We start from the raw sequence: 26,665 nt of genomic DNA, 5'->3' as shown, positions 1-26,665 counted from the left end.
TCGAACCCGCTGGTCCGTACACCCCCCAAGTCCGGACCGGCGGGTTCTTCTATGCCCGGCCGGTTTTCTGTCCCGTCCGGACCCGCAGTTTCTCCCCGACGGGAGGCCCGTTTTGGGCCGCAGTGAGAGGATGAAGTAATGACTGCAACCCTTGTTGCCAAGGATCTTTCCGGTGGACACGATCACCGCACACTCTTCTCGAAGCTGTCCCTGACCGTAGCCCCCGGCGACGTCGTCGGCGTCGTCGGCGCCAATGGTGCCGGCAAATCAACCCTGCTGCGGCTGCTGGCCGGCGTCGACGGTCCGCAGGAAGGCACCGTGAGCCTGGCCCCCGCCGACGCCTTTGTCGGCTGGCTGCCGCAGGAACACGAACGGATTGCCGGCGAAACGGTCGCGGGCTACATCGCCCGGCGCACCGGCTGTGCCCAGGCGACCCTGGAGATGGAATCCACCGCGGAGGCGCTGGGCTCCGGCGCTCCGGGCTCCGACGACGCCTACTCCCTGGCCTTCGACCGCTGGATGGCCTCCGGCGCCGCTGACCTGGAGGACCGCATCCCGTCCGTCCTGGCGGACCTTGGCCTCGACGTGGGCCCGGACGCCGGAATGACTGGCCTGTCCGGTGGCCAGGCGGCCCGCGTGGCGCTCGCCGCCCTGCTGCTGAGCCGGTTCGACATCGTGCTCCTGGACGAACCCACCAACGACCTGGACCTCAACGGCCTGGCCAAGCTCGAGGCCTTCGTGCAGGGCCTGCGCGGCGGCGCCGTCCTGGTCTCGCATGACCGCGAGTTCCTGGCGCGCTGCGTCACCACGATCGTGGAACTGGATCTGGCCCAAAACTCGGTGGCGGTATACGACGGCGGCTACGAGGCCTACCTGGAGGAACGCGCCGTTGCCCGCCGGCACGCCCGGGAACGTTTCGAGGAGTACGCGAACACCAAGGCGGACCTCGTCTCCCGGGCCCGCACCCAGCGCGAATGGAGCTCCCAGGGCGTCCGCAACGCCATGAAGAAGAACCCGGACAACGACAAGATCCGCCGGGCCGCCAGCACCGAGTCATCCGAGAAGCAGGGCCAGAAGGTCCGGCAGATGGAGTCCCGCATCGCCCGGCTCGAAGAAGTGGAAGAACCGCGCAAGGAATGGCAGCTGCAGTTCAGCATCGGGGCGGCACCCCGCTCCAGCGCCGTCGTGGCCACCTTGCGCGACGCCGTCGCGGTGCAGGGCGACTTCACTCTCGGCCCGGTGAACCTGCAGCTGAATGCGGGGGAGCGGATCGGGATCACGGGTCCCAACGGCGCCGGCAAATCCACCCTGCTCCGGCTCCTGCTCGGCGTCCAGCAGCCCGACTCCGGTGACGCGTCCATGGGCGCTTCCGTGGCCGTCGGCGAGATCGACCAGGCGCGCGGGCTCTTGGCCGGCGGACTGTTGCTCGCAGACGCCGTTGAGGCCGTCCTGACGGAGCAGACCCCGGCCGAGGTGCGCACCCTGTTGGCCAAATTCGGCCTCAAAGCCGATCACACCAACCGGGCCGTGGACTCCCTCTCCCCGGGGGAACGGACCCGGGCAGCCCTGGCGCTGCTGCAGGCCCGCGGCGTGAACCTGCTCGTTCTGGACGAACCCACCAACCACCTTGACCTGCCCGCCATCGAACAGCTCGAGGAAGCCCTCGACAGCTATGACGGCGCGCTGCTGCTGGTCACCCACGACCGCCGGCTGCTCGAAAACGTCCGCCTGGACGTGCGCTGGAACGTCGAAAACGGCGTCGTCACCGAACTGCACGCCGATGCCCCGAAAGGCAACACCAAATGAGCATGGACCGGGTCGCCTGGAGCTCCCTCTACAACATCACCCGCGCCTCCAGCGGGTCCAAGCCGTTCTCGAAGGAGACCCTGAAGCGCGTCTTCAGTTTTGCCCGCCCCCACCGCGGCAAACTGATCGCCTTCGTGCTGCTGTCCATCGTGATGGCCTTCCTGGCCGTCGCCACCCCGGTCCTCGCCGGGCAGGTGGTCGACGCGATCATCGCCCACGCGGATGCCGGAACCGTGATCTGGCTCGCCGTCCTGATCGCCGTCGTCGCGATCGCCGAGGCCGGAATCGGCTTGGTGACGCGCTGGATGTCCTCCACTATCGGCGAAGGCGTGATCGTGGACCTGCGCACGAAGGTCTTCGACCACGTCCAAAAGATGCCGATCGCGTTCTTCACCCGGACCCGGACCGGGGCCCTCGTCAGCCGGCTGAACAACGATGTCATTGGCGCGCAGTCAGCCTTCGCCGGCACGCTCTCCGGCGTGGTCAGCAACGTCGTGGCCCTGGCGCTGACCCTCGCGGTGATGCTGAATAAATCGTGGCTTGTGACCGTGCTCGCCATGATCCTGCTGCCGATCTTCCTGATCCCGGCCCGCCGGATGGGCTCCAAGCTGGCCGATCTGCGGCGCGAAGCCGCCGAACACAACGCCACCATGGGCACCCAGATGACCGAGCGCTTCTCCGCGCCTGGCGCCACGCTGGTCAAGCTCTTCGGCCGCCCCGACGAGGAATCCCGCGAGTTCGCCCTCCGGGCCGGCCGCGTCCGGGACATCGGCGTCCGCACCGCCATGCTGCAGTTCACCTTCGTCACGGCGCTGACACTGGTCTCGGCCTTGGCACTGGCACTGGTCTACGGCCTGGGCGGCTGGCTCGCGCTCGCCGGGCAGTTGAACGCGGGCGACGTCGTCGTGCTGGCACTGCTGCTCACCCGCCTGTACGCGCCGCTCACGGCACTTTCAAACGCGCGGGTCGAGATCATGAGCGCCCTGGTCAGCTTCGAACGCGTCTTCGAGATCCTGGACCTCAAGCCGCTCATCCAGCAGAAGCCGGACGCGGTGGCCTCCCCGTCCGGTCCGCTCTCGGTGGAGTTCGACAACGTCCGCTTCGCCTACCCCTCGGCTGACAAAGTCTCGCTGGCCTCCCTGGAGGACGTGCTGACCCTGGACACCCGCGGCGGCGAGGAAGTGCTGCACGGCATCAGCTTCCGGGTGGAGCCGGGCCAGACGGTGGCCCTCGTCGGCTCCTCCGGGGCGGGCAAGTCCACCATTGCGCAGCTCCTGTCACGCCTGTACGACGTCGACTCCGGCGCCATCCGCTTCGGCGGCACGACGCCCGGCGCGGGCGTGGACGTCCGTGACCTCACGTTCGACTCGATGCGCGCGACCCTCGGCATGGTGACGCAGGACGGTCACCTGTTCCACGAGAGCATCGCCTCCAACCTGCGCCTGGCCCGGCCGGAGGCCACCGAAGAGCAGATGTGGGATGCGCTGCGCCGTGCCCGGCTCGAAGACATGATCCGGTCCCTGCCCGATGGGCTGGACACCGTGGTGGGGGAGCGCGGCTACCGGCTCTCCGGCGGCGAGCGGCAACGCCTGACGATCGCCCGCCTGCTGATCGCCCAGCCGCGGGTGGTCATCCTCGACGAAGCCACCGCCGCGCTGGATTCGACCAACGAGGCCGCCGTCCAGGAGGCGCTGGGCGCCGCGCTGGAAGGCCGTACCGCCGTCGTGATCGCGCACCGTCTCTCGACGATCCGTGCGGCGGACGCGATCCTGGTGGTGGAGGACGGCTCGATCGTGGAGCGCGGCACCCACCGGGAGCTTCTCGCCGCCGAGGGCCGCTATGCGGAGCTGTACCGGACGCAGTTCTCCGAGGCCAGCGCGGTGGCACAGGAATCCGTGCCCGGCTACTGAGCCGCCGTTTGGAAGCCGGCGTTGGAGGTCCTGGCCGGTGGAGGTCCTAGCAGGACGGCTTGGCGGACAGGGCCGGCAGCACATGGTCCGTCAGCAGCGGGGCGAGGTCGCCGGGCAGCTCGGCGGACAGGTCCAGCCAACGGATCTCGGCGATTTCCGCCGACGGCCGGGCGCTCCACACCCCGGGCGCCGTGAAGACCGTGGCCTCGATCTGGGTGGCCGCCTCGTTGGCGGCATCCGCCAGCCAGCAACCCAGCAGGTCCAGGCGGTCCGGGGCCAGCACGATCCCCACTTCCTCCTCGAGCTCGCGCGCCGCTGCCTGGGCCGCTGTTTCGCCGGCCTCGGGTTTGCCGCCCGGGTGCATGAACTTGTCCGTGCCGCGTTTGCGGACGGTCAGGAGGCGTCCGGAGCGATCGAAAACGCAGACAGCGGAGACGACGATGCGCGGGTTCACCCGGCGCGCCCTAAATCCGGCGCGGCATCCGGCGTCGCATCGGGTGTCACATCCGGCATCACGCGTGGCTTTGTCTCCGGATCCGGATCCGGGCCTGTTCCTGGTCGTGCCTCTGGTCTTGCGTCTGGTTTTGCTTTCAGCCGTCGCAGGACGGACTCCAGCAGCTGGTCCTTGGCCGGCCCGGTGACGTCCCAGCGGTAGCCGCATTGGTCCGGACCGCGGAAGGTGTATGTCACGCGGTACGTGTCCGGGTCGCACCAGTGCTCGTCCTGATTGGTTTGCCCGGCGAAGCCCATGCGGTGGAAGGGGCGGCCATCCGGGAAGTACACGTCCAGGACATCGGGGGTGTCCGCCGGCCGCAACAGATATTCCCGGCTCGCCGGGCCGGAGAACGGCGCGCCGCCCGAGGGTGCCCAGCGCACGGTGCCTTCTTCACGCCACCACAGGCCGCCGTCGTCGTCGGCAGTGAAGCGTACGACGCCGGTGAAGGTTCCGCTGGTGTCGGTGCTGCGGTCCAGCAGGGTGCGGTCGACGGACCAGGAGCCGCGCAGGTAGGCGCGGAGGTCAAAGCCCGGACCCGTGTCCGGGGTTTCGTCCGGGGCAGGAATGTTCAAGTGCCCTCGATTGGAATCGAACCAACGACACCGGCTTTAGGAGAGCCGTGCTCTATCCACTGAGCTACGAGGGCGGGTATCCGCGGGCGGCCGGGGCCGGTCCGGTCGGACACGGATATAAGCATACAAGGTGAGCGCGCGTACTACGCTCTTGGCATGACTGCAGGAACCACCGAGCTTTCCGCCGGAGCCCTCTACTACCCCGATGTGGCCGCGACCAGGTTTTACGTCGGGGCCCTGGCGAAGCTGAGCGTGCTGCAGTATTTCGTGGCCGAGTCGGCTGTGATCGGTGCCTGGGCGGGAGCGGAGCCATACAGCCGCCGCACGGGCTACATCAGCGACCTCGGCGCCGTGGCGTGCGGAGAGTTCTCCGGCCGGGACGTCTGCTCGCCGGCGCACCTGCTGATGAACGCGTCATTTGTGGTCCAAGGCCTTGGCATGGTGGTCGGCGCGTTGCTGCTCGGCTCGGCGCTCCTGTGCTGTGCCGCGCGGACCGCAGTGCCAGTTGGGCGCGGCCGGGTATCGGGGCAGGCGCACGGCCGCGTGCGCTGGGGCGCAGGGGTGGTGGCAGCGGCCGCCGCGCGGCTGCTGACCGGCGCCGCCGGGGCAGGAACGGTCATCGTGGGGCTGGTGCCCGAGGACACGGGATCGGCCTGGCACCTGGCCGGCGCCCTGATGTACTTCGCCGCCGGCGCCCTGGCGCTCCTGATTCTCGGTTGGCTTTGGCTCCGGCAGACGCCGCTCGGGTGGTTCATCCTGGGCTGCGGGGCGGTGTCCTTGGGGGCGCTCATTGCGGGCGGGCTGACGGGCATGCACGTGCCGGAACCCGGTGCCCTGGAACGGCTCATGGGCTATCCCATCACCGTCGGCGTCGCCGCGGCCGGCCTTGTCATCGCCCAGCGGGTCCAGCACGAACGCACGGCGCGCAAGCTCGCCCGGGCCCAGGCCCGCTGAGGCAGGCACGTTGAGGCGGGCCCGTGCAGGCCACAAGGCCCGGGCTGGAGGGCCCGGGCCCGGTGAAGCGGGCCCTTAGGGCGCCGGCGCGGACGCCGTCGCGCTGGGAAGCGGGGTGGCAGTCGCCGTCGCCGGGGCCATGAGCTTCATCAGTTCCTCGTCCCGCAGCTTTGACCACGGCGATTCCGGCGATCCCTGCAGCGCAGCTTCGGGGCTGTCGGTCTGGGTCCACCATTTTGCTTCGAAGACCCGACCTTCGAAGAGCACCCGTGCGCCCTTGCGGTAGACCGTGGCGGGCTGCCACGCCGGGGCGGTCCCGGCCGGTGCCGTCAGCTGCGGGGTAGGCCGGTCAGCGGCCAGGACCGGACCGATAATGCGCCAGGGGGTCGCGGTGCCCTGGAGGACGGGATCATCCGGGGTGTCGGCGCGGGTCCACCATTTGGCCTCGTAGACGTTCGAATGCCATACGATCCGCTCCCCGGCGGTGTAGGCGGTGTTCTCGGACCACACCGGGTACGGGCTGGTGGAGGGATTGTCGCTGACGGCCGGGACCGGCGTCGGCGCAGCCGCGGCGGCAGGCGCAGACGACGGGCTGGCCATGACACCCGCGCCGAGGATCGTGGCGAAGGACGAGCTTCCCTGGTCCACGCCGCTGCAGCCATCGGAAACCTTTGTGACGTCCGGGAAGTTCTGGCTGCAGGTGCGGTCACGGTTCAGGGACCACATGGAAAGCCGGCCGATGCCGCGGGCACTGGCGTAGGCGCTGAGTTCCTGGGCGTCCTTGAGGGTGAAAATTTCGCCGGCGACGTCGTTCTGGCCGATCATCGGCGTCAACCCGACTTTGCGCCACACCGTTCCGCTGCCGAGTTCGGTGCCGGCGGCCCGGTACAGGCCGGTCAGTTGCTGATGGGTGGCTTCCGCGGCGGATACCGCGTTCTCGTACATCGACCGGCCCGGCAGCATGCTTCCGCCGTAGTCCATGGTCATGGCGTTCACGCCGGTGAGGTCGACCCCCGCAGCGATCATCTTCTGGACAGCGTCGCTGCCGGTCGCCGTGAGGCCGTTGGGATCCGCCGGCAGGGTCAGCCAGACGCTCAGGGACTTGCCCTCGCGCTGGCGCTCCTGCTGGAGCGCGGCGATGGCCACTGAGCGCCGCTGAAGGGCCGCGGGGTCGGACAGGGCCTCGCCTTCCACGTCCAGATCGATGCTGCTGACCTGGTAGCGGTCGACGACGGTCCGGTACGCCGACTTGAGCTGGGCAGGATCGGTGCACGTGACGGCCAACTCCTGGTTGGCCAGCCCGCCGAAGGACACCGCCACGCTGCCGCCGAGCTGCTGAAGCCGGGCCACCCGCCGGTCCAGGTCCAGTGAGGCCGCGGCGTCGGAGAGGGAGTAGGCCGCCCCCCAGGAAGGTGAGCACGGCTCCTTGGGATCAGCCACCACGAAGGACAGCACGACCTTTTCGGCTTCCTTGGACGCCGGGTCCTCGAATGCGTACCGGGGCGTGGCCGTGACATCGACATATCCCGAGAAAACGGACGGGATGGCCTCGGCCGCCCGGACGTCCTGGAAGTTGCCCCATGCGGCAACGCCGCCGCCGGCGGCCGCCACCACGGCGCCGATGAGTACACCCAGCCGGACCACAGATAGTTTGCGGCCTGGGAATCGTTCGGACACGGGGCCCCCCCTTGTGCGTCTTTCGTTGGGCAGCCGGGCACGCGCCGGCAGCCGGCATCAGCTCGTGAAATTTCCGGGGTGTCTGATGTCCGGCAAGCCTCTGACCTTGCATTATCATAAGGGCACTCACCGGAACATTCCGGTGCGGCGTGCGGGTTTTGCCGTAGGCGCGCGCCAATATGCCGACTTTGCAGTCTTATGGGGACTAATGCCAGATCAGCTTGTCTTGCCGCGCTTGGATTCGGAAAGCGCGACCACCGAACAAAAAGGTGCGGTCCGGCGCCGTCAATGGGGAGCAGAGCGGCGTTCCGAGCCGCTGTCAATTGTTCATCCGAGACCGTCCAGGCGCAAAATAATCCTTGGCCGCCTGGGAATTCTCACGACGCTGGCGGCCTGGGTAACATACGTTATTTCCACCATTCTGAAAGAGCTCGCGGACAACCCCAATGCGGGTTTCCGGTTTCAGTTTGAGACGGTCTCCTACCTAATCGTCGTAACATTCCTGACGTTTTCCGCCCTCATGTACCTGATGGCCCGGCAGGGCGCCCTGTACCGGTTCCGGGACCATGCCAGGGTGCCGCGCGGCGAGCTTGACCGGCACTTCGCCGAGTACGCCGAGGGCATCACCGTGCTGGTGCCCTCCTACGCCGAAGAACCCCAGGTGGTGCGGGCGACGCTGTGGTCCGCGGCGCTGCAGGAGTTCCCGGACCTCAAAGTGGTGTTGCTGCTCGATGACCCGCCGCATCCCTCGGACCTTGGTGACCGGGTCCGGCTGGACAAGACCCGCGCACTGACCGCGGAGATCGCCGCAGAACTCAGCGTCCCGGCGTCGCGCTTCAATGCTGCCCTGGCCGATTTCCGCAACCGGGAAAAGGCGCACGGGCGCGGCACTGCCGCCGAGGTGGCCCTGCTGATCGCCGAATATGAGGCAGCCGCCGAATGGCTTGAATCGATGGCTGCTGCCGAAACGGTGGAGGACCACGTCGACGAGTTCTTCGTCGACCTCGTCCTGATGGGCCTGGCCCGCGAGCTGAGGCTCGTACTCCTGGGACTGAACGCTGCGCTGGCCCAGCAGACCTCGCCGCCGCGCACCCGGATCGAAGAGCTGTACCTCCGGCTGACCTGGATCTTCAACGTCTCCACCGAAACGTTCGAACGCAAAAAATACGAGAGCCTTTCCCACGAGGCGAACAAGGCCATGAACCTCAATGCCTACATTTCCCTGATGGGCCACACCTGGCAGAAGGAAACCACCGCCGACGGCGTGATCCTGCGCAAGGTGGGCGCCGGCGTCGCCCCGGAAGTGGACTGCGAGATCATGGACGTCCGGGACACGACTTACCTGTTGACGCTCGACGCCGACTCGCTGCTTCTGCGCGACTACTGCCTCCGGCTGGTCTACTTCCTGGAATCGGCCGGCAACGAGCGCGTCGCGGTCACCCAGACGCCGTATTCCTCCTTCCGTGGTGCCCCCACCCGCATCGAGCGGGTCGCCGGAGCCACCACCGACCTCCAGCACATCCTCCACCAGGGCATGACCTACTACGGTGCGACGTTCTGGGTGGGCGCCAACGCCGTCATCCGCAAACGCGCCCTGGAGGACATCGTCGAGGTGGAAACCAACGGAGCCTTCGAGATCCGGACCTACATCCAGGACCGAACCGTCATCGAAGATACCGAATCCAGCATCGATCTCGGCCAGCACGGCTGGACCCTGGTGAACTATCCGGAACGGCTCAGCTACAGCGCCACGCCCCCGGACTTCGGCTCCCTCGTAGTCCAGCGCCGGCGCTGGGCGAACGGCGGCCTGCTGATCCTGCCCAAGCTGTGGGTCCAGCTCCGCCAACACCGGTCCGAGCGCCGCGCGATCCTGTTCCGGGAGGTGCTGCTGCGGGTGAACTACATGGCCTCCATCGCGTGGGCCAGCTTTGGCCTCGTCTTCCTCCTGGCGTACCCCTATGACAGCCGGCTGCTGAGCCCGATCGTATTCATCGCAGCCCTGCCGTACTTCCTGGCCATGGGCAGCGACCTGCGCGACTGCGGCCACCGCTTCAGCGACATCCTCCGGATCTACGGCTTCAACCTCGTGCTGCTGCCGGTCAACCTGGCGGGCGTGCTGAAATCGCTGCAGCAGGCCGTCACAGGCGACAAGATTCCCTTCGCCCGCACGCCCAAGGTCAAGGACCGCACCGCCGCCCCGGCGATCTACGTCCTGACCCCGTACGCGATCGTCGCCTTCTCGCTGCTGACCGTATGGCGGGACGCGCAAGTGGGGAACTGGGGCAATGTGGCCTTCGCCTCCGTCAACGCCATCCTCGCTGCCGGCGCGATCCGCGCCTACATCGGAGTCCTCAACTCCGCGGTGGATGTCTTCCTCGGGGTGGTTAACTGGCTGTATGTCAGTCCCAGGCCCAAGAAAGTGAAGGAGAGTCCCGTGATTGCCAAGACAGCCGAGGAAGTCGACTGGGAAACGATTCTCTATCACGGCGACCGACGGCTGAACCGTGACCTCCGGGGCTCCGCGGACCGCCGCCGTCGAATTGCGGTCCGATGACGCTCGAGGCCCTGGCCGGGCCCGAGGGGCGGCTGCCGGAGGGCCTGCCGGACACGGCAGCGGCCGCGGCCGGCGTCGTTCTGGGGGCGTCGGCGGTCACCGCGGCCCGGGCGGCCGACGGTGCGCTCGCCGACGGCGGTGCCGCCCGTAGCATCGGGGTGCGGATGATCGACGGCGGAATCATCGAGGTCCTGTTGCCCGCCAACCAGGAGATCGAGGGTCCGGAGGCGCGCATCGCCGGCGACATCGTCCGCACGCTCGCCGCGGGACGGCGGATGCCGGTGCTCCTGGTGATCACCGGCGTCGTCGGTGTCAGCATGGAGGCCCGCCGGGTCTACAGCGGTTCCATAGCGGCGACAGCGTTCGCCCTGGTGGGCGAGAGCCCGGTGGACCGGGTCATTGCCCACTACCTCCTGCGGTCCCGAAGCGAGACGATCCCGGCCCAGTTCTTCACCTCCGAATCCGCGGCCGTTGAGTGGCTAAGGCAGTACACCCGTGAAGAATGAATCACCGGACCCCAGGCTGCACGCCCTCGTGGAAGGCATCGTGCGGATCGCAGGCGGCGATCTGAGCACCCGGATCCCGCATTCGGGAGCCCGCGACGACGTCGCCGCCGTCATCGCCGGCATCAACCTGATGGCCGATGACCTGCAGACCATCTACCAGGAGCTGGAAGAGCGGGTCGAAAGCCGCACGGCAATGCTGCGCGAGGCACAGGTGGAGCTCGAACGCATGGCGCTGACCGACCCACTGACCCAACTCGCCAACCGGACGGCACTGAACTCGGTCCTGAGCCATGCCCTCGCGGAGTCCTCGCGCGGCGAAATGCCGCCGGCCCTCCTGATTCTGGATCTTGATTCCTTCAAGGGCATTAACGACACCCTGGGGCACAGCGCCGGCGACGACGTCCTGCGGGCCATCGCACGCCGGCTCCAGGACGCCGTCCGCGAGACTGACACCGTGGCGCGCCTTGGCGGCGACGAATTCGCCGTCATGCTGCCGAAGTCCAATCTGGTCCGGGCACGCAGGGTGGCGAACAGGATCCTCAAGGCACTCAGTGAGAGCCTCGACGTCGGGGACCTGAAAGTCACCTGCGGAACGAGCATCGGCCTGCGGATCGCGGAACCCGGCCAGTCCGTCGATGACCTGGTCATGGAGGCCGACACGGCCATGTACGCGGCCAAGGCGCAGCAGCACAGCAGCATCAAAGTCTTCGAGCCGGCCCTGCTGTACGCGCGCCGGCTGCAGAGCGTCATGATTACGGAAATGCGCGAAGCCATCCGGCAGGACCAGCTGACCCTGCATTACCAGCCGGTGGTGGACCTCGCGACCGGCAGGATCGAGGGTGTGGAGGCGCTGGTCCGGTGGAACCACCCGGAGCGCGGTCTGCTCATGCCGGACCAGTTCATTCCCCTGGCCGAGGAAACCGGCATGATCGTGGACCTGGGCCACTGGGTGCTGCGCAATGCAGTGCGCCAATTGCGCAAATGGCAGCAGGACTTGCAGGTGGACAGCACCTTTAACGTCCGGGTCAACATTTCCACCACCGAACTGCAAAACCTCGAGCTGATCGAACATGTGCGGGACATCCTCAGGGAGACCGGCGTGGATGCATCAAACCTGATCGTGGAACTGACCGAGTCTATGGCGGTCAACGGCGGCGACGTCGACCAGTATTCGCTCAACGGCCTTCGCCGGCTCGGCGTGCAGCTCGAGATCGATGACTTCGGGACCGGCTATTCCTCCATCAGCTACCTGCGCAAGCTGCCGGTGAACGTGGTCAAGATCGACCGAAGCCTGATCAGCGGCCTCGGCGACGACGAGCAACAGCGGGACTTCGTAGCCGCGGTGCTGCACCTCATCCACGCCTGCGGGCTGAAGGCGCTGGCCGAGGGGATCGAGACGGCGGAACAGGCGGAAGTCCTGCGCGAGATGGGCTGCGGCAGCGGGCAGGGCTACTACTTTGGCCGGCCCGCGCCGGCGGGCGAGATCGTGGCGTTGTTTGCGGGGGGTGGAAAGCTCTTGTAGCTCCGGGTTGTTGGTTGTTGGGGCGGGGCTGGTTGGTGCTGTGCTTTCGTCTCCATGTCGCCGTGATGCGGTCTAGATGGTGTCCCTTAAATGAAAAGCGGCGGGCCCGGACTTGATGTCCGATGCCCGCCGCAGCCGTTCCGTTTCCGATTAGTTCTTCGGAGTGGAGTTCGGCCACCAGCCGACCGCTACAACGGAGCCCTGGCTCGAACCGCTGGAGGCAGACACTGCTGCTGAGGCGGACAGGCCGGCGCCGGCCAGCGCGCCGGCGACGAGGAGCGTTGCAAGGATTTTCTTCATTTGGACTCCTGATACGTAAGAGGCTGATGTGACTCATGTGATGCAGGTTTAGTATAGGGGAGATCGACACGCCACAAGGTAACAATTTATAAAGAATTGTCGCCGGATGTGATATTCACACTCGTGTGTGAATCTTGCGTGAACCCTGCGCAGGTCCTTCTTGCGTGGCTGGTTCGATTCCGCTCGCGCGGCAACGGATAATTGAGGCATGCAACGAAACTCAGTTTCACCGTCCTACGCCGCTGCAGAGTTGCAGGCTCGGGAACATCGAAGCAGCCACGACTTCGGCCGTGCGGCCAGCAGCGCCCGGGTGGCCTCGGAAATCGCGACGAACGACGGTGACCTGACGGCTGCCTGGGGCATGCGGCTCTTTCAGGCGGAGAATCTGCTTGACGCCGGCGATTTTGAGGCCTGCGCCGCGCTTGCCGCCGAACTGGTGGATGGCGCCTTCGGAGCTCCGGCTGAAGATGCCCGCGGCAAGGCAAATATCCTGCTCGCAAAAGCCAGGCAGGGCGCCGGGATGTTGGGGCAGGCGGCCGACGCAGCGCGGATGGCCGCGCGTTTATCTTCGGGGGCGGGTGACGTGGAAAATAACGTCAAAGCCCGGCAGGCCCTCATCGCTGCTCTCGCCGAAAGCGGCAGGTTGGAGGAGGCCTGGAGCGAGAGCCTGATGCTGGCCGACGACATATCCAACGAGGTCGACGACCAGCTGGTCGGCAAGGCCTACTGGGTTATCGGCAATGTTGCGTTTCTCTGCAATAAAGTGGCAGAGGGGCTTGAATATCACGAGCTCGCGGCGGAAACTTTTTCGCCGGCTCGAAATCTTGATATTTGGGCCAAATTCAACAAAGCATCCGCGGCAATGCGCCTGGCCGCCGAGGTCGCCGATGCGGACACACTCCGCTGCATCGAACGCGCTGAACTGGCCACGGACGTCATTGGCGGATCCGATGAGGACCACATTTTGCTGAAACTGAACCGCGGTCACTGGAATTTCCTGGCGGGTGACCCGCAGGCGGCCATCGCCATCCTGACCGAGATCAGCACCGTCGCGGAAAAGACGTCACCGCAGATTCTGGGCGAGGCCTCTCTGTTGCTGGGCCGGTCCCATGCTGCCGTGGGGAACGCTTCCGAGGCGCAGACGCACCTGCTGGAAGCAGCCGACCACTTTGAGAAGGCTGGCGCCCCGCAACGTGCCGAACAGGCCCGGGAATTCCTGACGGCCGCGCCCTGAGCCAGCTCTGAGTGGACATGCTCTCCGCTGGACTTGAGGGATGGACATAATGGCAAGATGTCCACCGGCCGGGCCGAACGCTGGACATGTCCCGTGCTCGGGGCCGGGTGCGAGGGACGACTCCAGCCACCGCAACCAAGACTGGACATGTCCCGTGTCCTATGCCGCGGATCGGGAAACAGCCCTGCCGCCGCGACCAGGAATGGACATGTCCGGTGTCCTAAGCCGGGAATAGAGAACTAGCCCTGCCGCGCGAATCAGGACTGGACATGTCCCGGGGTGGCCGAAGCCGCGGCAGCCTTGCGTCCGAGTAACACGGCGGCGACGCCGGCCACGATGCTCAGCGCCAAGAGGACCCAGCCGGCCACGGTGAGCCCGGAGGCCAGGGCGACCTGACCGCCGTCGAGAGTGTCGGCGGACATCATTTCATCGATCACCGTGTTGCCCCACAGCCGGACCGCAGCAAAGAGCAGCGGCAGCGACCACAGCGCCCAGCGCAGGGATTTCCGGGCCACGTTGGTTCCGATCAGCAGCAGCCAGGTGAAGCCAAAGATCAGCGGGAAGAGCATCCCGGCCGTCTTGTGGACATAGTTCAGCTGGCCCCGGGCATCGGCGTCCATGGCCGCGCGCAAATGCTCCACGAACCCCAGGTCAAAGCCGCCCATCAACGAGTCGGGCATTGCCTGGCCGCCCGACAACTGCGTGAGCTGGTTGAGGGTGAGCAGGTGCAGATACCAGAACAGGAACAGGCTGGCCACGACCCCGGCGATGACAATCAGATTGCTGTTACTCTGTGCCTTCTGCGGTGTCCGGCTGGTGGTCGGATTGATCACCGGAGGGAGATGGTGCTGGGGGACCGCCGCGTTGGCGCCGTGCTTTTTGATCCGCTGCGCGGGTGTCTTGGCCATGGCTCCATTATCGCCCGTCCTGCACGCCCCTCCGCGCCGCCGTCTGCCCGGGTGCCCGCGCCGGCTGTTCACTGCCAGCGGGCGCCGATAGTCTGGGACGCGTGACCGAACTAGGAAAACACCGGCTCGGCCGGCACAGCACCGCAGATCTCGACCCCTCACTGGATGACTACCAACTGGCCGAGGCCCTGGTCCGCGAGGCCGGTACCCTGGCGCTGTTGATGCGGCAGGCCGGGCTTGAAGGCAGGCAGAAGACGTCGGTCTCGGACGTGGTCACGGCCGCCGACCACGCCGCCGAGTCCTACGTGCTGGAACAGCTTCGGCGCTGCCGCCCCGATGACGCCGTCCTGGGCGAGGAGGGCGCCTCTGTGGCGGGCAGCAGCGGCCGGACCTGGGTCATTGACCCCGTCGACGGGACCTTCAACTTCCTGCATGGATCCACGTACTGGTGCTCGGCCATTGCCCTGAAGGATTCCTCCGGTGCAGGGCTCGGCGCCATCTTCCAGCCGGAGGAGGACAAACTCTGGCTGGGCGGGACGTCCCGTGCGGCGACGCTCAATGGCGAAAAACTGGTCACCTTCCTGCCCGGCGCGTCCGGTGGCACCGGACGTTCCGACACGCCGCTGGCTGATCTCGGCGCGGCAACCTACATCCACCCGACGTGGCTTGCCGATCCGATGTGTGCCATGCCCTGGCACGCGGCAGCGACGTCGGCGGCCGCGCTGCGCATGTTCGGGTCCGGCTCCTGCGACCTCGGCCGGGTCGCGGACGGAGAGCTCGGCTGCTGGTTCCAGCACAGCTGCCCCGAGTGGGACTGGCTGCCCGGGAAGGCGATCGTGGAGGCGGCCGGCGGCGCGACCGACGTCGTGCGCGTCAACGGACTCGACTGGTTCATCGCGGGAGGCACGACGGCGGTCCAGCAGCTGCGCGCCGCGCTCAGCTCCGGGGGCGTCGGCTAGCTTCCCGCCTGCCGGACCTCCCCCGCGGGACATGCTCATTGTTCGCGGCGGGGTCCGGGGGACATGCTCAGTTTTCGCTGTCAGGAGCGGGTACAAAGGGAGTATGTCCAGTGGGCACAGGTGGCGGAGGACATGTCCGTTGGGCAGAGCTGTGTCCGTAGCGCATGCTCATTGTTCAGAACAACCTCGGCGGTCTTCAGAACAACCCGGGTCTTCTCCATGACAGCTTCCGCGGGGCATGCTCATTCTTCGCGGCCAGGACTGGGCGCAGGGGGATTATGTCCACTGGGCGCGGGCAGGGGAGGGCATGTCCCGCCGGGCGGACACGGCTGTCAGCGCCACCGCCTAGACTTAGATACACCATGGATATGTTGTTTGACCCTTACGCCGACGGACCCTTCCAAGCTGCCTCCAAGGCGGCGGCAGGCACTAAATCGCGCTCCGGGTCCGGCCTGGCGGGCCTGGATTCCGGACCGGATTCCGCCCCGCACGGCGGAAGCCCGCACGGCGGCAGCCCGCACGGCGGCAGCCCGCACGGCGCCGCCCCGCACGGCGACGGCCCTGACGGCGGCTGGGACCGCCCGCAGCTTCCGAACGCCGGCGAACTCCTCGAGGGGCTGAACCCCCAGCAGGAAGAAGCGGTCAAGCACGCCGGCAGTGCCCTGCTGATTGTCGCCGGCGCCGGGTCGGGCAAGACCCGCGTGCTCAGCAACCGGATCGCCTACCTGATCGCCACGAGGCGGGCGCACCACGGCGAGATCCTGGCCATCACCTTCACCAACAAGGCCGCGGCCGAAATGCGGGAACGGATCGAGGCGCTGGTCGGCGGCCGGGCCAAGACCATGTGGATCTCCACCTTCCACTCCTCCTGCGTCCGGATCCTGCGCCGCGAGGCCAAGAACGTCGGGCTCAACTCCAACTTCTCGATCTACGACTCCGCCGACTCGCTGCGACTGATCACCCTGGTGGCCAAGAACCTGGACCTTGACCCCAAGCGCTTCGCGCCCAAGGCCATCCAGCACAAGATCTCCGCGCTCAAGAACGAGCTGATCGACGCAGACAGCTATTCCTTGAGCGCAAACTACAACGATCCTTTCGAGCAGGCCGTCGCAGAGGTCTTCAAGGGCTACACCCAGCGCCTGCGCCAGGCCAACGCCATGGACTTCGATGACCTGATCGCCGAGACCGTCTACATGTTCCGGGCCTTCCCGGCGCTCGCCGACTCCTACCGGCGCCGCTTCCGGCACGTCCTCGTAGACGAATACCAGGACACCAACCACGCCCAGTACGCCCTGGTGCGCGAGATCGTCGGCGAGGGCCCCGACGCGGCCGAGCTCACCGTCGTCGGCGATTCAGACCAGTCCATCTACGCCTTCCGCGGCGCGGACATCCGCAACATCGTGGAGTTCGAGAAGGACTACCCGGACGCCCGCACCATCAAGCTCGAGCAGAACTACCGCTCCACCCAGACCATCCTCAGCGCCGCCAACTCGGTGATCTCCCGTAACCCCAACCGGCCGGAGAAACGGCTCTGGACGGCTGAGGGCGACGGCGAGAAGATCGTCGGCTACGTCGGCGAGAACGAACACGACGAGGCCCAGTTCATCGCCAAGGAAATTGACCGGCTCCAGGACGAGGGCAACCTGCGCCCCGGCGACGTGGCCATTTTCTACCGCACCAACGCCCAGTCCCGCTCGATCGAGGACGTCCTGGTCCGCGTGGGCCTGCCCTACAAGGTGGTCGGCGGCACCCGCTTCTACGAGCGCAAGGAGATCAAGGACGCCCTCGCCTACCTGCGCGTCCTGGTCAACCCGGACGACGACGTCAACCTCCGCCGCATCCTCAACGAACCCAAGCGCGGGATCGGTGACCGAGCCGAGGGTGCCGTCGCCGCCCTGGCGGAGCGTGAGCGCACCTCCTTCATGGCCGCCGCGCGGCGCGCCGATGAAGCCCCGGGCATGGCGACGCGTTCGGTCAACGCCGTGCTGGGCTTCGTGAAACTCCTCGACGACCTCGCCGAGGTCGCTTCCGGCTCCGGCGCGGCCGCGGCCCTCGAAGCCGTGCTCGAACAAACCGGCTACCTTGCCGGGCTGCGCTCCAGCACCGACCCGCAGGACGAGTCCAGGGTGGAGAACCTCGCCGAACTGGTCGCCGTCGTCCGGGAATACGAACGCGACAATCCCGAAGGCTCGCTCGGAGCCTTCCTGGAGCAGGTCTCCCTCGTGGCCGACGCCGACCAGATCCCGGACGCCCCCGGCGGTGACGCCGAAAACCTGGCGGCCGCCGTCGCCGAAGCCAAGCGGCTCGGCGTCGTGACCCTGATGACGCTGCACACCGCGAAGGGCCTGGAATTCCCGGTCGTGTTCCTGACCGGCATGGAACACGGGCTGTTCCCGCACCAGCGCTCCGCCACCGATCCCAAGGAACTGGCCGAGGAACGCCGGCTGGCCTACGTGGGGCTGACCCGTGCCCGTAAGCGTCTCTACCTGACCAGGTCCGAGGTCCGCAGCATGTGGGGCCAGAGCCAGTACAACCCCGCGAGCCAGTTCATCGAGGAGATCCCGGCCGAGCTCGTCGAGTGGAAGCGCGAAGGCGCCAGCCGCCAGAGCGGAGGCTGGGGGAGCGGTGCCGGGATCGGGTCCAGCCGCTACGGCGGATCGTTCTGGGGTGCCGGGACAGCCCGCGGCGCCGCGGCCAGCCCGTCCGCCGGCTTCAACGCCGACGTTCCCGCCGCGGTGGCCAAGAACAGGGTCCAGCCGCAGAAGGAAGTTGTCGCCGTCAGCGTGGGGGACAAGGTCAACCACACCAGCTTCGGCAACGGCACCGTCCTGGCGGTGGAGGGCGCCGGGGACAAGACGGTCGCCAAGGTCAAGTTCGACATCGGCGAGAAGCGGCTGCTGCTGCGCTACGCGCCGCTGACCAAGCTGGACGCCTAACTGACCGCGTAGCTGGACGTTTGGCTGAAGACCCGGCGGGAGTCCGGAGACCGGTCCGCCAGCACCCCGTGCAGCCGGATGCACGGGCGTTCGCCGTACTTTACGAACGCGGGTCTGGCACGGCCGCGCCGGCCTTCGGAGCGCCGTCGGACACCCCAAAAACCCCGTAATCTAGCGGTTTTTCTACGCTCCATAGAATAGTGTCCTTACTCACATAACCGGTACTCTGGAACGGGCTGGTCCGATCGAAGGACTAGAGTTCCCAAAGGAGCATTGCGCCGTGTGGCTCGTTTCCAAGCTTGTCGCAGGGTGCGTTTATTCCGCAGCCCGGTAACCGCGAGTACGTGGGGTCCGGCTGTACAGAAACTACTTCGACGTAGAAGGACACTAAACCGTGGACCTGTTTGAATATCAGGCGCGCGATATGTTCGAGGCGCACGGTGTACCCGTGCTTGCTGGCATCGTGGCGCACACCCCTGAAGAAGCAAAGGCAGCTGCCGAGAAAATCGGCGGCGTAACTGTCGTAAAGGCGCAGGTCAAGGCCGGAGGCCGCGGCAAGGCCGGCGGCGTCAAGGTCGCGAAGACCGCTGACGAAGCGTTTGAACACTCCACCAACATCCTCGGGATGGACATCAAGGGCCACACCGTGCACCGGGTGATGATCGCCCAGGGTGCAGACATCGCCGAGGAATACTACTTCTCCGTCCTTCTGGACCGGGCCAACCGCAACTACCTGGCCATGTGCTCGGTTGAAGGCGGCATGGAAATCGAGCAGCTCGCCGTTGAGCGCCCCGAGGCCCTGGCCAAGATCTCGATCGACCCGGCCGTGGGCATCGACCAGGCCAAGGCCGACGAAATCGTCGCCGCGGCAGGCTTCGCCGAGGAACTGCGTGGCAAGGTCGCCAGCGTAATCCTGAAGCTCTGGGACGTTTTCAAGAAGGAAGACGCCACTCTTGTGGAGGTCAACCCGCTGGTCCTGACCGGCGCCGGCGACATCGTTGCCCTTGACGGCAAGGTCTCCCTCGACGAGAACGCCGACTTCCGCCACCCCAAGCACGCCCACCTTGAAGACAAGGACGCTGCTGACCCGCTCGAGGCCAAGGCCAAGGCGCAGGACCTCAACTACGTCAAGCTGGACGGCGAAGTCGGCATCATCGGTAACGGTGCCGGCCTGGTCATGTCGACCCTCGACGTCGTTGCTTACGCCGGCGAGAACCACGGCAACGTCAAGCCCGCGAACTTCCTGGACATCGGCGGTGGAGCTTCCGCCGAGGTCATGGCAGCAGGCCTCGACGTCATCCTGGGCGACCCGCAGGTCAAGTCCGTCTTCGTCAACGTCTTCGGCGGCATCACCGCCTGTGACGCCGTCGCCAAGGGCATCGTCGGTGCACTGGCCGAGCTGGGCCACTCCGCGAACAAGCCGCTGGTAGTCCGCCTCGACGGCAACAACGTTGAGGAAGGCCGCCGCATCCTGGCCGAGGCCAACCACCCGCTGGTTACCCTGGCCGCCACCATGGACGAGGGCGCCGACAAGGCTGCCGAGCTCGCCAACGCAGCGAAGTAGAGGGACTCGACTATGTCTATTTATTTGAACAAGGACTCCAAGGTCATCGTCCAGGGCATCACCGGCGGCGAAGGCACCAAGCACACCGCCCTGATGCTCAAGGCCGGCACCAACGTTGTGGGCGGCGTCAACGCCCGCAAGGCCGGCACCACGGTCCTGCACGGCGACGCCGAGATCACCGTCTTCGGCACCGTCAAGGAAGCCATGGCCGAGACCGGCGCTGACGTTTCCATCGTCTTCGTGCCGCCGGCCTTCACCAAGGACGCCGTCGTTGAAGCCATCGAGGCCGGCATCGGCCTCGTCGTCGTGATCACCGAAGGCGTGCCGGTCCAGGACTCCGCCGAATTCTGGGCACTGGCCCAGTCCAAGGCGGACGCCAACGGCAAGCAGGTCACCCGCATCATCGGACCGAACTGCCCCGGCATCATCACCCCGGGTGAGGCCCTCGTCGGCATCACCCCGGCCAACATCACGGGCAAGGGCCCCATCGGCCTTGTCTCCAAGTCGGGCACCCTGACTTACCAGATGATGTACGAGCTGCGCGACCTCGGCTTCTCCACCGCCATCGGCATCGGCGGCGACCCGGTCATCGGCACCACCCACATCGATGCCCTCGAGGCCTTCGAGGCTGACCCGGAGACCAAGGCGATCGTCATGATCGGCGAAATCGGTGGCGACGCCGAAGAGCGTGCCGCCGACTACATCAAGGCCCACGTCACGAAGCCGGTTGTTGGCTATGTGGCCGGCTTCACCGCTCCGGAAGGCAAGACCATGGGCCACGCAGGCGCCATCGTCTCGGGTTCCGCGGGCACCGCCCAGGCCAAGAAGGAAGCCCTCGAGGCTGCCGGCGTCAAGGTCGGCAAGACGCCGTCCGAGACCGCCAAGCTCCTGCGCGAGGTCTTCGCGACCCTCTAGGTCCGAAGCACCGAAGCACCTGCACTACAGCAACGCGGGGTCATTTACGGCCCATTCCACTCGGTGGGATGGGCGCGGAGTGACCCCGCGTTGTTTCTTTAGGTACGTCGGCGGCAGGCCATCTTCCCCGGGAGGTGACCTGTCGCCGTCGTACTCTTTAAGACCCCGAGGTCCTAGACCTTGGCCCCGCTGAGGACTTCCTCGAGCTGTTCGTAGGCTTCGGTCATGCCGCCCTCCATTCCGGACTGAGCCATGCCGTCGCGGGCCTCCATGCTGGGGTAGACCGCGTGGCCGCTGAGCCGCGAACGGCCGCCGCCCAGGTCCTCGAAGGTCAGGGACTCAATGCTCACCACGTCCGGGTAGCCATCGAATTCGAAGGTCTGGATGGCGAAATGATTCTCGCGGACAGTGTGGAAGACACCGGTGAAACCATAGGCGCTGCCGTCCGGCGCGGTGTGGGTGTAGCGGTAGCTGCCGCCGGTCCTGAAGTCGTAGTGGTCAACAGCCATAGTCAGCCGCCGCGGGCCAAGCCATTGGGCGACGAGCTCGGGATCCTTATGCGCCCGGAACACCTCGGACACCGGAAAATCGAATTCACGCTCGAAATCGATGAACGGCAGACCCTCAGGGACCGTCAATTTCAGTGCGTTGCTCATGATGCATCCTTTGCCTGTGTGCCGCTCTGGGCGGCGCGGATTTCAAGCACGGCGTCAAGGCTGCGGAACTGCCCCTCGCGGACCAGCCGGTACTGGTCGATCCAGGCGGTGAGCGCTTCCAGCCGTGCAGGGTTCAGGTGCACGGGCCGGCGCTGGGCGTCACGGGTGCGCGTGACAAGTTGCGCCTGCTCGAGGACCTGGATGTGTTTCGAGATCGCCTGCTTGGTGATCGCGAAGGGCTCCGCCAGTTCATTGACGGTGGCCGGGCCCCGGCTGAGCCGGGCAATGATGCGGCGGCGGACCGGATCGGCGAGGGCCAGGAAGGCCGCGTCGAGCTCGCTGTCGTCGCTGGAATCCACTTGGTGTCCCCACCTCCCGTCCCGACCATGGATAATCAACCGCCTTGTTGATCAATCTCTAGGTTGTTAACGCTATCCCTGGGCTCCGGCCTGCGCAATACCCCAACGCGGGGTCACTTAGCGCCCATACCGCACCCGAGGATGGGCGCTAAGTGACCCCGCGTTGCTGTGTGCTGTCACGGAATCCTTGCGCAGCTCCAAATTACTTTGTTAGTATGTCAGGACAAACTAACGAAGGAGATGCGAGTGCCTCTCGTACGAATTGACGTCAACCAGGGCCGCGGCGCGGAGCAGCTCCGCGGGCTCAGCCAGGGCATCCACAATGCGATCGTGGCCGCATTTGGCATTCCGGAGCGGGACTACTTCCACGTGCTGACCGAGCATCCCGAGGGGCAAATTGTCGCCCAGGATGCCGGGCTCGGCTTCGAGCGGACGCCGGACGTGGTGATGATCCAGATCTTCACCCAGGCCGGGCGAAGCCAGTCCGCCAAGCAGTCCTTGTTTGCCGCCATTGCGGACAGGCTGGCCGCCGCGGGGGTCGCCGGCGAGGACGTTTTCATCGGATATGTCGAGAACACCGCGGGGGACTGGTCGTTCGGTTTCGGGCAGGCCCAGTACGTCACCGGCGAACTCGGCGTTCCTGCCAGGTAAACACCCGGTATTTCTGGCGCCTGCCCCGCCGCCGCGGCGCCGCGCGGGGCGTCATTTGAAGTCCCTGTGTCATGTTGTAAATATGTCAGTACAAACCTTTGACAGTACATGGATTCTAAGGCAAAGTAGTGGTTGTGGCCCGGCTCACGCCAGGCCCCAAAGCACCGAATAAGCACCGCAGAAACGCCGAAGCTCAGGCTGCGCAAAGGTATCGAGTCCACACCAGAAAGGTCCACGATCACCGTGACCCACGAACTGCTCACGATCGGGCGCATCAGTGTTGATATCTACCCGAACGACATCGGGGTGGATCTGGAGGATGTCACGTCCTTCGGAAAGTACCTTGGCGGATCCCCATCCAACGTAGCGGTCGCCGCTGCCCGCCATGGCCGCCGCACCGCCGTCATCACCCGCACCGGCGACGACGCCTTCGGCAAGTACCTGCACCGCGAACTGCGCAAATTCAACGTGGACGACTCCTTCGTCACGGCGGTCAAGGAATGGCCCACCGCCGTCACGTTCTGCGCCATCAAGCCGCCGGAGGACTTCCCGCTCTACTTCTATGGACGCTTCCCCACGGCACCAGACCTGCAGATCAAGGCCGAGGAACTGGACCTGGACGCCATCAGGGACGCCGGGATCTTCTGGTCCACCGTCACCGGACTCTGCCAGGAGCCCAGCCGCACCGCCCAGCTCACGGCCCACGAGGCACGGCCCCGCACCGGGCTCAAGGAAGGCCAGTTCACCATCCTGGACCTCGACTACCGGCCGATGTTCTGGGCCTCCGAGGAGGAAGCCCGGGAACAGGTCGCCAGGATCCTGCCGCACGTCACCGTCGCGATCGGCAACGACAAGGAATGCGCCGTCGCCGTCGGGGAGGGCACCCCGGACGAACAGGCGGACCGGCTGCTCGCGGCCGGCGTCGAAATCGCCGTCGTGAAGCTGGGCCCTGAAGGGGTCATGGCCAAGACCCGCACCGAGCGTGTGGTCTCCGCCCCGGTGCCCGTGGAAACCGTCAACGGCCTCGGCGCCGGCGACTCCTTCGGCGGGGCCTTCTGCCACGGCCTGCTCTCCGGCTGGCCCCTGGCCCAGGTCCTCGATTTCGCCAACGCCGCCGGCGCCCTCGTCGCCTCCCGCCTGTCCTGCGCCGACGCGATGCCGACGCCGGACGAAGTCACCGGCCTGCTCGCCGAACGCGGCCGGCTGCTGCCGGGTACCTACGCCACCGAAGGAGCAGCACTTTGAGTGCAAACCCAGCCGTCGCCACCCGTGGGGTGAACGATAATCCCCGCCGCTACGAGCACCTGAGCATTATCCGGCTCGAAGACCCGGAAGCGATTGCCCGCGCCGCCAAGGCACGGCGCCGCCACCCCGGTGTCAGGGCCCACCGGCAGAACTTCATTGTCGCCGCCGACCACCCGGCCCGCGGCGCGCTCGCCGTCGGAAACGATCCGGTGGCCATGGCCGACCGCCGCCAGCTCTTGGACCGCCTGCAGATCGCCCTGGCCAACCCGGACGTGGACGGTGTCCTCGCCTCGCCGGACATCATGGACGATCTGCTCCTGCTCGGCGCGCTCGAGGGCAAGCTGCTCTTCGGCTCGATGAACCGTGGCGGACTGTCCGGCCTGGTGAACGAATTCGATGACCGCTTTACCGGCCACACCGCGGCCGCGCTCGAGGCCCTGGGCGCCGACGGCGGCAAGATGCTGACCCGCATCTGCCTCGGCGACCCGGACACTGTCGCCACCCTCGAAGCGACCGCGAGGGCCATCGACTCCCTCGCCGAACGCAGGCTGATCGCCATGGTGGAACCGTTCCTCTCCGTCCGCGAAAAGGGGAAGGTCCGCAACGACCTCTCCACCAATGCCGTCATCAAGTCAGTCGCCATCGCCGAAGGCCTTGGCGCGAGCAGCGCCTACACCTGGATGAAGCTCCCCGTGGTGGCCGAGATGGAACGCGTCATGGCCTCCACCACGATGCCCACCGTGCTCCTTGGCGGAGACCCGGACGCTGGTCAGGACGAGGTGTTCGCCAGCTGGCAGACTGCCCTCGCATTGCCCGGCGTTCAGGGCCTCACCGTCGGCCGGACCCTGCTCTACCCGCAGGACGGCGACGTCGCCGGCGCCGTGGCAACCGCGGCCTCGCTGCTGCACCACACCGAATCCACCCGCACCAAAGAAGTATCGGAGTAGCTTCCCATGGGAATGAGCACGGCATCAGGAACACGCAGAATGACGGTCGCGCAGGCCGTCGTTGAATACCTGTCCAAGCAGTACACCGTCGATTCGGTCGGCGGCCAGGACTTCCGGGAACGCCTGATTCCGGGCACGTTCGGCATCTTCGGCCACGGCAATGTCGCCGGCGTCGGCCAGGCCCTCAAGCAGTTCCAGCAGCTCGATCCGACGATCATGCCGTACTACCAGGGCCGCAACGAACAGGCCCAGTCCCACCAGGCGGTCGGCTTCGCCCGCCACACCCGCCGCCGCCAGACCTTCGCGATCAGCACCTCGATCGGTCCGGGGTCCTCGAACCTGCTCACCGGCGCGGCGCTGGCCACCACCAACCGGCTGCCGGTCCTGCTGCTGCCGAGTGACACGTTCGCGACCCGCGCCGCCGACCCCGTGCTGCAACAGCTCGAACAGCCCTACGCCTACGACATCACCGTCAATGACGCATTCCGGCCGCTGTCGAAGTTTTTTGACCGCGTCTCCCGGCCAGAGCAGCTGTTTTCCGCGTTCCACCACGGACTCCGTGTCCTCACCGACCCGGCCGAGACCGGCGCCGTCACCGTCTCGCTGCCCCAGGACGTCCAGGCCGAGGCCTTCGACGTGCCCGAGGAATTCCTGGCCGAACGCGAATGGCGGATCCGCCGCCCGGACGCCGACGACGAGGACATCCGCCGCGCCGCCGAGGCGATCCGCGCCGCCAAGCGCCCGCTGATCATCGCCGGCGGCGGCGTGCTCTACGCCTACGCCAACGAGGAACTCGCGAAGTTCGCCGAGCTGACCGGCATACCGGTCGGCAACACCCAGGCCGGCGTCGGCGTGCTGCCCTGGGACCACAAGTTCTCCCTCGGGGCCATCGGCTCCACCGGCACGACGGCGGCCAACGCCATCGCCGCCGAGGCCGACCTCATCATTGGGATCGGTACCCGCTACGAGGACTTCACCACTGCCTCCCGGACCGCGTTCCAGAACCCGGACGTGAAATTCCTCAACATCAACGTCGCCGCCCTCGACGCCTACAAGCACGGCACCTCACTGCCGATCGTGGCCGACGCCCGCAAGACCCTGGTCAAGCTGAACCAGGCCCTCGGCGGCTACCGCATCGGCGCGGACCTCGAGCAGCGGATCGCGGCCGAGAAGAAGCGCTGGGACGCCACCGTGGACGAGGCATTCAACACGCGGTTCACGCCGCTGCCGGCGCAGAACGAGATCATCGGCGCCACGAACCGCGCCATGGACGCCCAGGACGTCGTCATCTGCGCCGCCGGCTCACTCCCCGGTGACCTGCACAAGATGTGGCGCGTCCGGGACCCGTTCGGCTACCACGTCGAATACGCCTACTCCTGCATGGGCTACGAGATCCCGGGCGGCCTCGGGGTCAAGCGCGCCGCCCTGGCCGAAGCCGCCAAGGGCGGCACGCAGCGCGACGTCGTCGTCATGGTGGGGGACGGCTCCTATCTGATGATGCACACCGAACTCGTCACCGCCGTCGCCGAGCGGATCAAGCTGATCGTGGTCCTGATCCAGAACCACGGCTACGCCTCGATCGGTTCGCTTTCCGAGTCCCTCGGTTCCCAGCGCTTCGGCACCCAGTACCGGGCGCTGGATGAGGAACACCACAGCTTCGACGACGGCGACCGGCTCCCGGTCGACCTGGCCCTGAACGCCGAAAGCCTCGGCGTGAAGGTGATCCGGATCGAACCGGGGGAGAAGGTCATCGCCGAGCTCGAGCAGGCCATCCGGGACGCCAAAGCAGCCCCCGAACGCGGCGGCCCGATCGTCATCCACGTTGAATCCGACCCGCTGCTGGATGCCCCCAGCTCCGAGTCATGGTGGGACGTTCCGGTCTCCCAGGTCTCCGAGCTCGACTCCACGAAGCAGGCCTTCCAGACCTACACCGACCATAAGGCCCGCCAGCGCAAGCTGCTCGGCTGACCCCCCCTCATCACCACGAACAGCCA

General features: G+C 66.8%; 22 protein-coding genes and 1 tRNA gene. 15 read left to right on the top strand and 8 right to left on the bottom strand.

Annotation, left to right across the window (positions count from 1 at the left end; translation table 11 throughout):
- Positions 1-138 precede the first annotated feature (138 nt).
- Together AC1D1A_RS17985 and AC1D1A_RS17980 are read left to right on the top strand one after the other, a co-directional pair.
- On the top strand, positions 139-1,806 hold the full coding sequence (locus AC1D1A_RS17985) for an ABC-F family ATP-binding cassette domain-containing protein (protein WP_223914280.1): 1,668 nt from the start codon (positions 139-141) through the stop codon (positions 1,804-1,806).
- The gene (locus AC1D1A_RS17980) at positions 1,803-3,716 is read left to right on the top strand and encodes an ABC transporter ATP-binding protein (protein ID WP_476858031.1); all 1,914 of its coding nucleotides are present in this window, start codon (positions 1,803-1,805) and stop codon (positions 3,714-3,716) included. The genes AC1D1A_RS17985 and AC1D1A_RS17980 overlap by 4 nt, the downstream gene beginning before the upstream one ends.
- A 46-nt stretch (positions 3,717-3,762) precedes the next feature.
- Here the strand turns inward: AC1D1A_RS17980 and AC1D1A_RS17975 are convergent, their stop codons facing one another.
- From AC1D1A_RS17975 to AC1D1A_RS17965, 3 genes are all read right to left on the bottom strand, one after another.
- Positions 3,763-4,170 (bottom strand): NUDIX hydrolase, encoded by a 408-nt coding sequence (locus AC1D1A_RS17975; protein ID WP_476948352.1) that lies wholly within the window; start codon positions 4,168-4,170, stop codon positions 3,763-3,765.
- Entirely contained in the window at positions 4,167-4,784 is a 618-nt protein-coding gene (locus AC1D1A_RS17970) for a DUF6314 family protein (protein ID WP_476948351.1), read from the bottom strand. The genes AC1D1A_RS17975 and AC1D1A_RS17970 overlap by 4 nt, the downstream gene beginning before the upstream one ends.
- A gap of 1 nt (position 4,785) precedes the next feature.
- Positions 4,786-4,858 (bottom strand) — tRNA-Arg (locus tag AC1D1A_RS17965).
- A gap of 82 nt (positions 4,859-4,940) precedes the next feature.
- Here AC1D1A_RS17965 and AC1D1A_RS17960 point away from each other — a divergent pair.
- Positions 4,941-5,738, top strand: a complete 798-nt coding sequence (locus AC1D1A_RS17960) for a DUF998 domain-containing protein (RefSeq protein ID WP_476872056.1) — start codon at positions 4,941-4,943, stop codon at positions 5,736-5,738.
- Between the two features lie 75 nt (positions 5,739-5,813).
- On the opposite strand, the gene AC1D1A_RS17955 is transcribed toward AC1D1A_RS17960, so the two are convergent.
- On the bottom strand, positions 5,814-7,415 hold the full coding sequence (locus AC1D1A_RS17955; protein ID WP_476948350.1) for a chitinase: 1,602 nt from the start codon (positions 7,413-7,415) through the stop codon (positions 5,814-5,816).
- A 520-nt stretch (positions 7,416-7,935) separates the two neighbouring features.
- Here AC1D1A_RS17955 and AC1D1A_RS17950 point away from each other — a divergent pair.
- From AC1D1A_RS17950 to AC1D1A_RS17940, 3 genes are read left to right on the top strand one after another with little or no spacing between them, the layout of a single operon-like run.
- On the top strand, positions 7,936-9,969 hold the full coding sequence (locus AC1D1A_RS17950) for a glycosyltransferase family 2 protein (protein WP_476948349.1): 2,034 nt from the start codon (positions 7,936-7,938) through the stop codon (positions 9,967-9,969).
- The gene (locus AC1D1A_RS17945; RefSeq protein ID WP_476851283.1) at positions 9,966-10,475 is read left to right on the top strand and encodes a DUF7793 family protein; all 510 of its coding nucleotides are present in this window, start codon (positions 9,966-9,968) and stop codon (positions 10,473-10,475) included. Before AC1D1A_RS17950 ends, AC1D1A_RS17945 begins: the two co-directional genes overlap by 4 nt.
- Positions 10,465-11,997: a putative bifunctional diguanylate cyclase/phosphodiesterase gene (locus AC1D1A_RS17940; protein ID WP_476860158.1), complete on the top strand. Its 1,533-nt coding sequence runs from the start codon at positions 10,465-10,467 to the stop codon at positions 11,995-11,997. The genes AC1D1A_RS17945 and AC1D1A_RS17940 overlap by 11 nt, the downstream gene beginning before the upstream one ends.
- Positions 11,998-12,147: 150 nt before the next feature.
- On the opposite strand, the gene AC1D1A_RS17935 is transcribed toward AC1D1A_RS17940, so the two are convergent.
- A complete protein-coding gene (locus tag AC1D1A_RS17935) occupies positions 12,148-12,297 on the bottom strand; it encodes a hypothetical protein (protein ID WP_164468567.1) in 150 nt (49 codons plus the stop codon).
- A 310-nt stretch (positions 12,298-12,607) separates the two neighbouring features.
- Between AC1D1A_RS17935 and AC1D1A_RS17930 the strand changes: the two genes are divergently transcribed.
- Complete coding sequence (locus AC1D1A_RS17930; protein ID WP_476873497.1) at positions 12,608-13,531, top strand: hypothetical protein; 924 nt, start codon at positions 12,608-12,610, stop codon at positions 13,529-13,531.
- A 257-nt stretch (positions 13,532-13,788) separates the two neighbouring features.
- Here the strand turns inward: AC1D1A_RS17930 and AC1D1A_RS17925 are convergent, their stop codons facing one another.
- Positions 13,789-14,439, bottom strand: a complete 651-nt coding sequence (locus tag AC1D1A_RS17925; protein WP_476948348.1) for a hypothetical protein — start codon at positions 14,437-14,439, stop codon at positions 13,789-13,791.
- Between the two features lie 101 nt (positions 14,440-14,540).
- Between AC1D1A_RS17925 and AC1D1A_RS17920 the strand changes: the two genes are divergently transcribed.
- The 4 genes from AC1D1A_RS17920 to sucD all read left to right on the top strand — a co-directional run bounded on the left by AC1D1A_RS17920 (position 14,541) and on the right by sucD (position 20,813).
- Positions 14,541-15,398 carry an inositol monophosphatase family protein gene (locus AC1D1A_RS17920; protein WP_476857096.1) on the top strand — a complete coding sequence of 286 codons (858 nt, stop codon included), beginning with the start codon at positions 14,541-14,543 and terminating at the stop codon, positions 15,396-15,398.
- Positions 15,399-15,760: 362 nt separating this feature from the next.
- Positions 15,761-18,334, top strand: a complete 2,574-nt coding sequence (pcrA, locus tag AC1D1A_RS17915) for a DNA helicase PcrA (protein WP_476948347.1) — start codon at positions 15,761-15,763, stop codon at positions 18,332-18,334.
- A 394-nt stretch (positions 18,335-18,728) separates the two neighbouring features.
- Positions 18,729-19,898, top strand: coding sequence for an ADP-forming succinate--CoA ligase subunit beta (gene sucC, locus AC1D1A_RS17910; RefSeq protein WP_018776032.1), 1,170 nt, complete (start codon positions 18,729-18,731; stop codon positions 19,896-19,898).
- 12 nt (positions 19,899-19,910) lie between these two features.
- Positions 19,911-20,813 carry a succinate--CoA ligase subunit alpha gene (gene sucD / locus AC1D1A_RS17905; protein WP_476948346.1) on the top strand — a complete coding sequence of 301 codons (903 nt, stop codon included), beginning with the start codon at positions 19,911-19,913 and terminating at the stop codon, positions 20,811-20,813.
- Between the two features lie 173 nt (positions 20,814-20,986).
- Here sucD and AC1D1A_RS17900 read toward each other — a convergent pair whose 3' ends face one another.
- Both AC1D1A_RS17900 and AC1D1A_RS17895 read right to left on the bottom strand, forming a co-directional pair.
- On the bottom strand, positions 20,987-21,469 hold the full coding sequence (locus tag AC1D1A_RS17900) for an SRPBCC family protein (protein WP_476857098.1): 483 nt from the start codon (positions 21,467-21,469) through the stop codon (positions 20,987-20,989).
- Positions 21,466-21,828, bottom strand: a complete 363-nt coding sequence (locus AC1D1A_RS17895) for an ArsR/SmtB family transcription factor (RefSeq protein ID WP_476857099.1) — start codon at positions 21,826-21,828, stop codon at positions 21,466-21,468. Before AC1D1A_RS17895 ends, AC1D1A_RS17900 begins: the two co-directional genes overlap by 4 nt.
- A 246-nt stretch (positions 21,829-22,074) precedes the next feature.
- Between AC1D1A_RS17895 and AC1D1A_RS17890 the strand changes: the two genes are divergently transcribed.
- The 4 genes from AC1D1A_RS17890 (at position 22,075) to iolD (ending at position 26,639) form a co-directional block, all read left to right on the top strand.
- Positions 22,075-22,479, top strand: coding sequence for a tautomerase family protein (locus AC1D1A_RS17890; protein WP_476948345.1), 405 nt, complete (start codon positions 22,075-22,077; stop codon positions 22,477-22,479).
- A gap of 243 nt (positions 22,480-22,722) precedes the next feature.
- The gene (gene iolC, locus AC1D1A_RS17885; protein WP_223914263.1) at positions 22,723-23,724 is read left to right on the top strand and encodes a 5-dehydro-2-deoxygluconokinase; all 1,002 of its coding nucleotides are present in this window, start codon (positions 22,723-22,725) and stop codon (positions 23,722-23,724) included.
- Positions 23,721-24,671 (top strand): Cgl0159 family (beta/alpha)8-fold protein, encoded by a 951-nt coding sequence (locus AC1D1A_RS17880; protein ID WP_476948344.1) that lies wholly within the window; start codon positions 23,721-23,723, stop codon positions 24,669-24,671. The genes iolC and AC1D1A_RS17880 overlap by 4 nt, the downstream gene beginning before the upstream one ends.
- A gap of 39 nt (positions 24,672-24,710) precedes the next feature.
- A complete protein-coding gene (gene iolD, locus AC1D1A_RS17875; RefSeq protein ID WP_476948343.1) occupies positions 24,711-26,639 on the top strand; it encodes a 3D-(3,5/4)-trihydroxycyclohexane-1,2-dione acylhydrolase (decyclizing) in 1,929 nt (642 codons plus the stop codon).
- Positions 26,640-26,665 lie beyond the last annotated feature (26 nt).

Source organism: Arthrobacter sp. P1_B9, assembly GCF_056406495.1.
The sequence above is the reverse complement of the archived record's forward strand: the minus strand, read 5'-3'. Positions and strand labels throughout refer to the sequence as shown.

Excerpts from the sequence above, each read along its gene's own strand:
- AC1D1A_RS17985 (WP_223914280.1), top strand. The coding sequence starts at position 139 with ATGACTGCAACCCTTGTTGCCAAGGATCTTTCCGGTGGACACGATCAC.
- AC1D1A_RS17980 (WP_476858031.1), top strand. The coding sequence starts at position 1,803 with ATGAGCATGGACCGGGTCGCCTGGAGCTCCCTCTACAACATCACCCGC.
- AC1D1A_RS17960 (WP_476872056.1), top strand. The coding sequence starts at position 4,941 with ATGACTGCAGGAACCACCGAGCTTTCCGCCGGAGCCCTCTACTACCCC.
- AC1D1A_RS17950 (WP_476948349.1), top strand. The coding sequence starts at position 7,936 with ATGTACCTGATGGCCCGGCAGGGCGCCCTGTACCGGTTCCGGGACCAT.
- AC1D1A_RS17945 (WP_476851283.1), top strand. The coding sequence starts at position 9,966 with ATGACGCTCGAGGCCCTGGCCGGGCCCGAGGGGCGGCTGCCGGAGGGC.
- AC1D1A_RS17935 (WP_164468567.1), bottom strand. The coding sequence starts at position 12,297 with ATGAAGAAAATCCTTGCAACGCTCCTCGTCGCCGGCGCGCTGGCCGGC.
- AC1D1A_RS17925 (WP_476948348.1), bottom strand. The coding sequence starts at position 14,439 with ATGGCCAAGACACCCGCGCAGCGGATCAAAAAGCACGGCGCCAACGCG.
- pcrA (WP_476948347.1), top strand. The coding sequence starts at position 15,761 with ATGGATATGTTGTTTGACCCTTACGCCGACGGACCCTTCCAAGCTGCC.
- sucD (WP_476948346.1), top strand. The coding sequence starts at position 19,911 with ATGTCTATTTATTTGAACAAGGACTCCAAGGTCATCGTCCAGGGCATC.
- AC1D1A_RS17900 (WP_476857098.1), bottom strand. The coding sequence starts at position 21,469 with ATGAGCAACGCACTGAAATTGACGGTCCCTGAGGGTCTGCCGTTCATC.
- iolD (WP_476948343.1), top strand. The coding sequence starts at position 24,711 with ATGACGGTCGCGCAGGCCGTCGTTGAATACCTGTCCAAGCAGTACACC.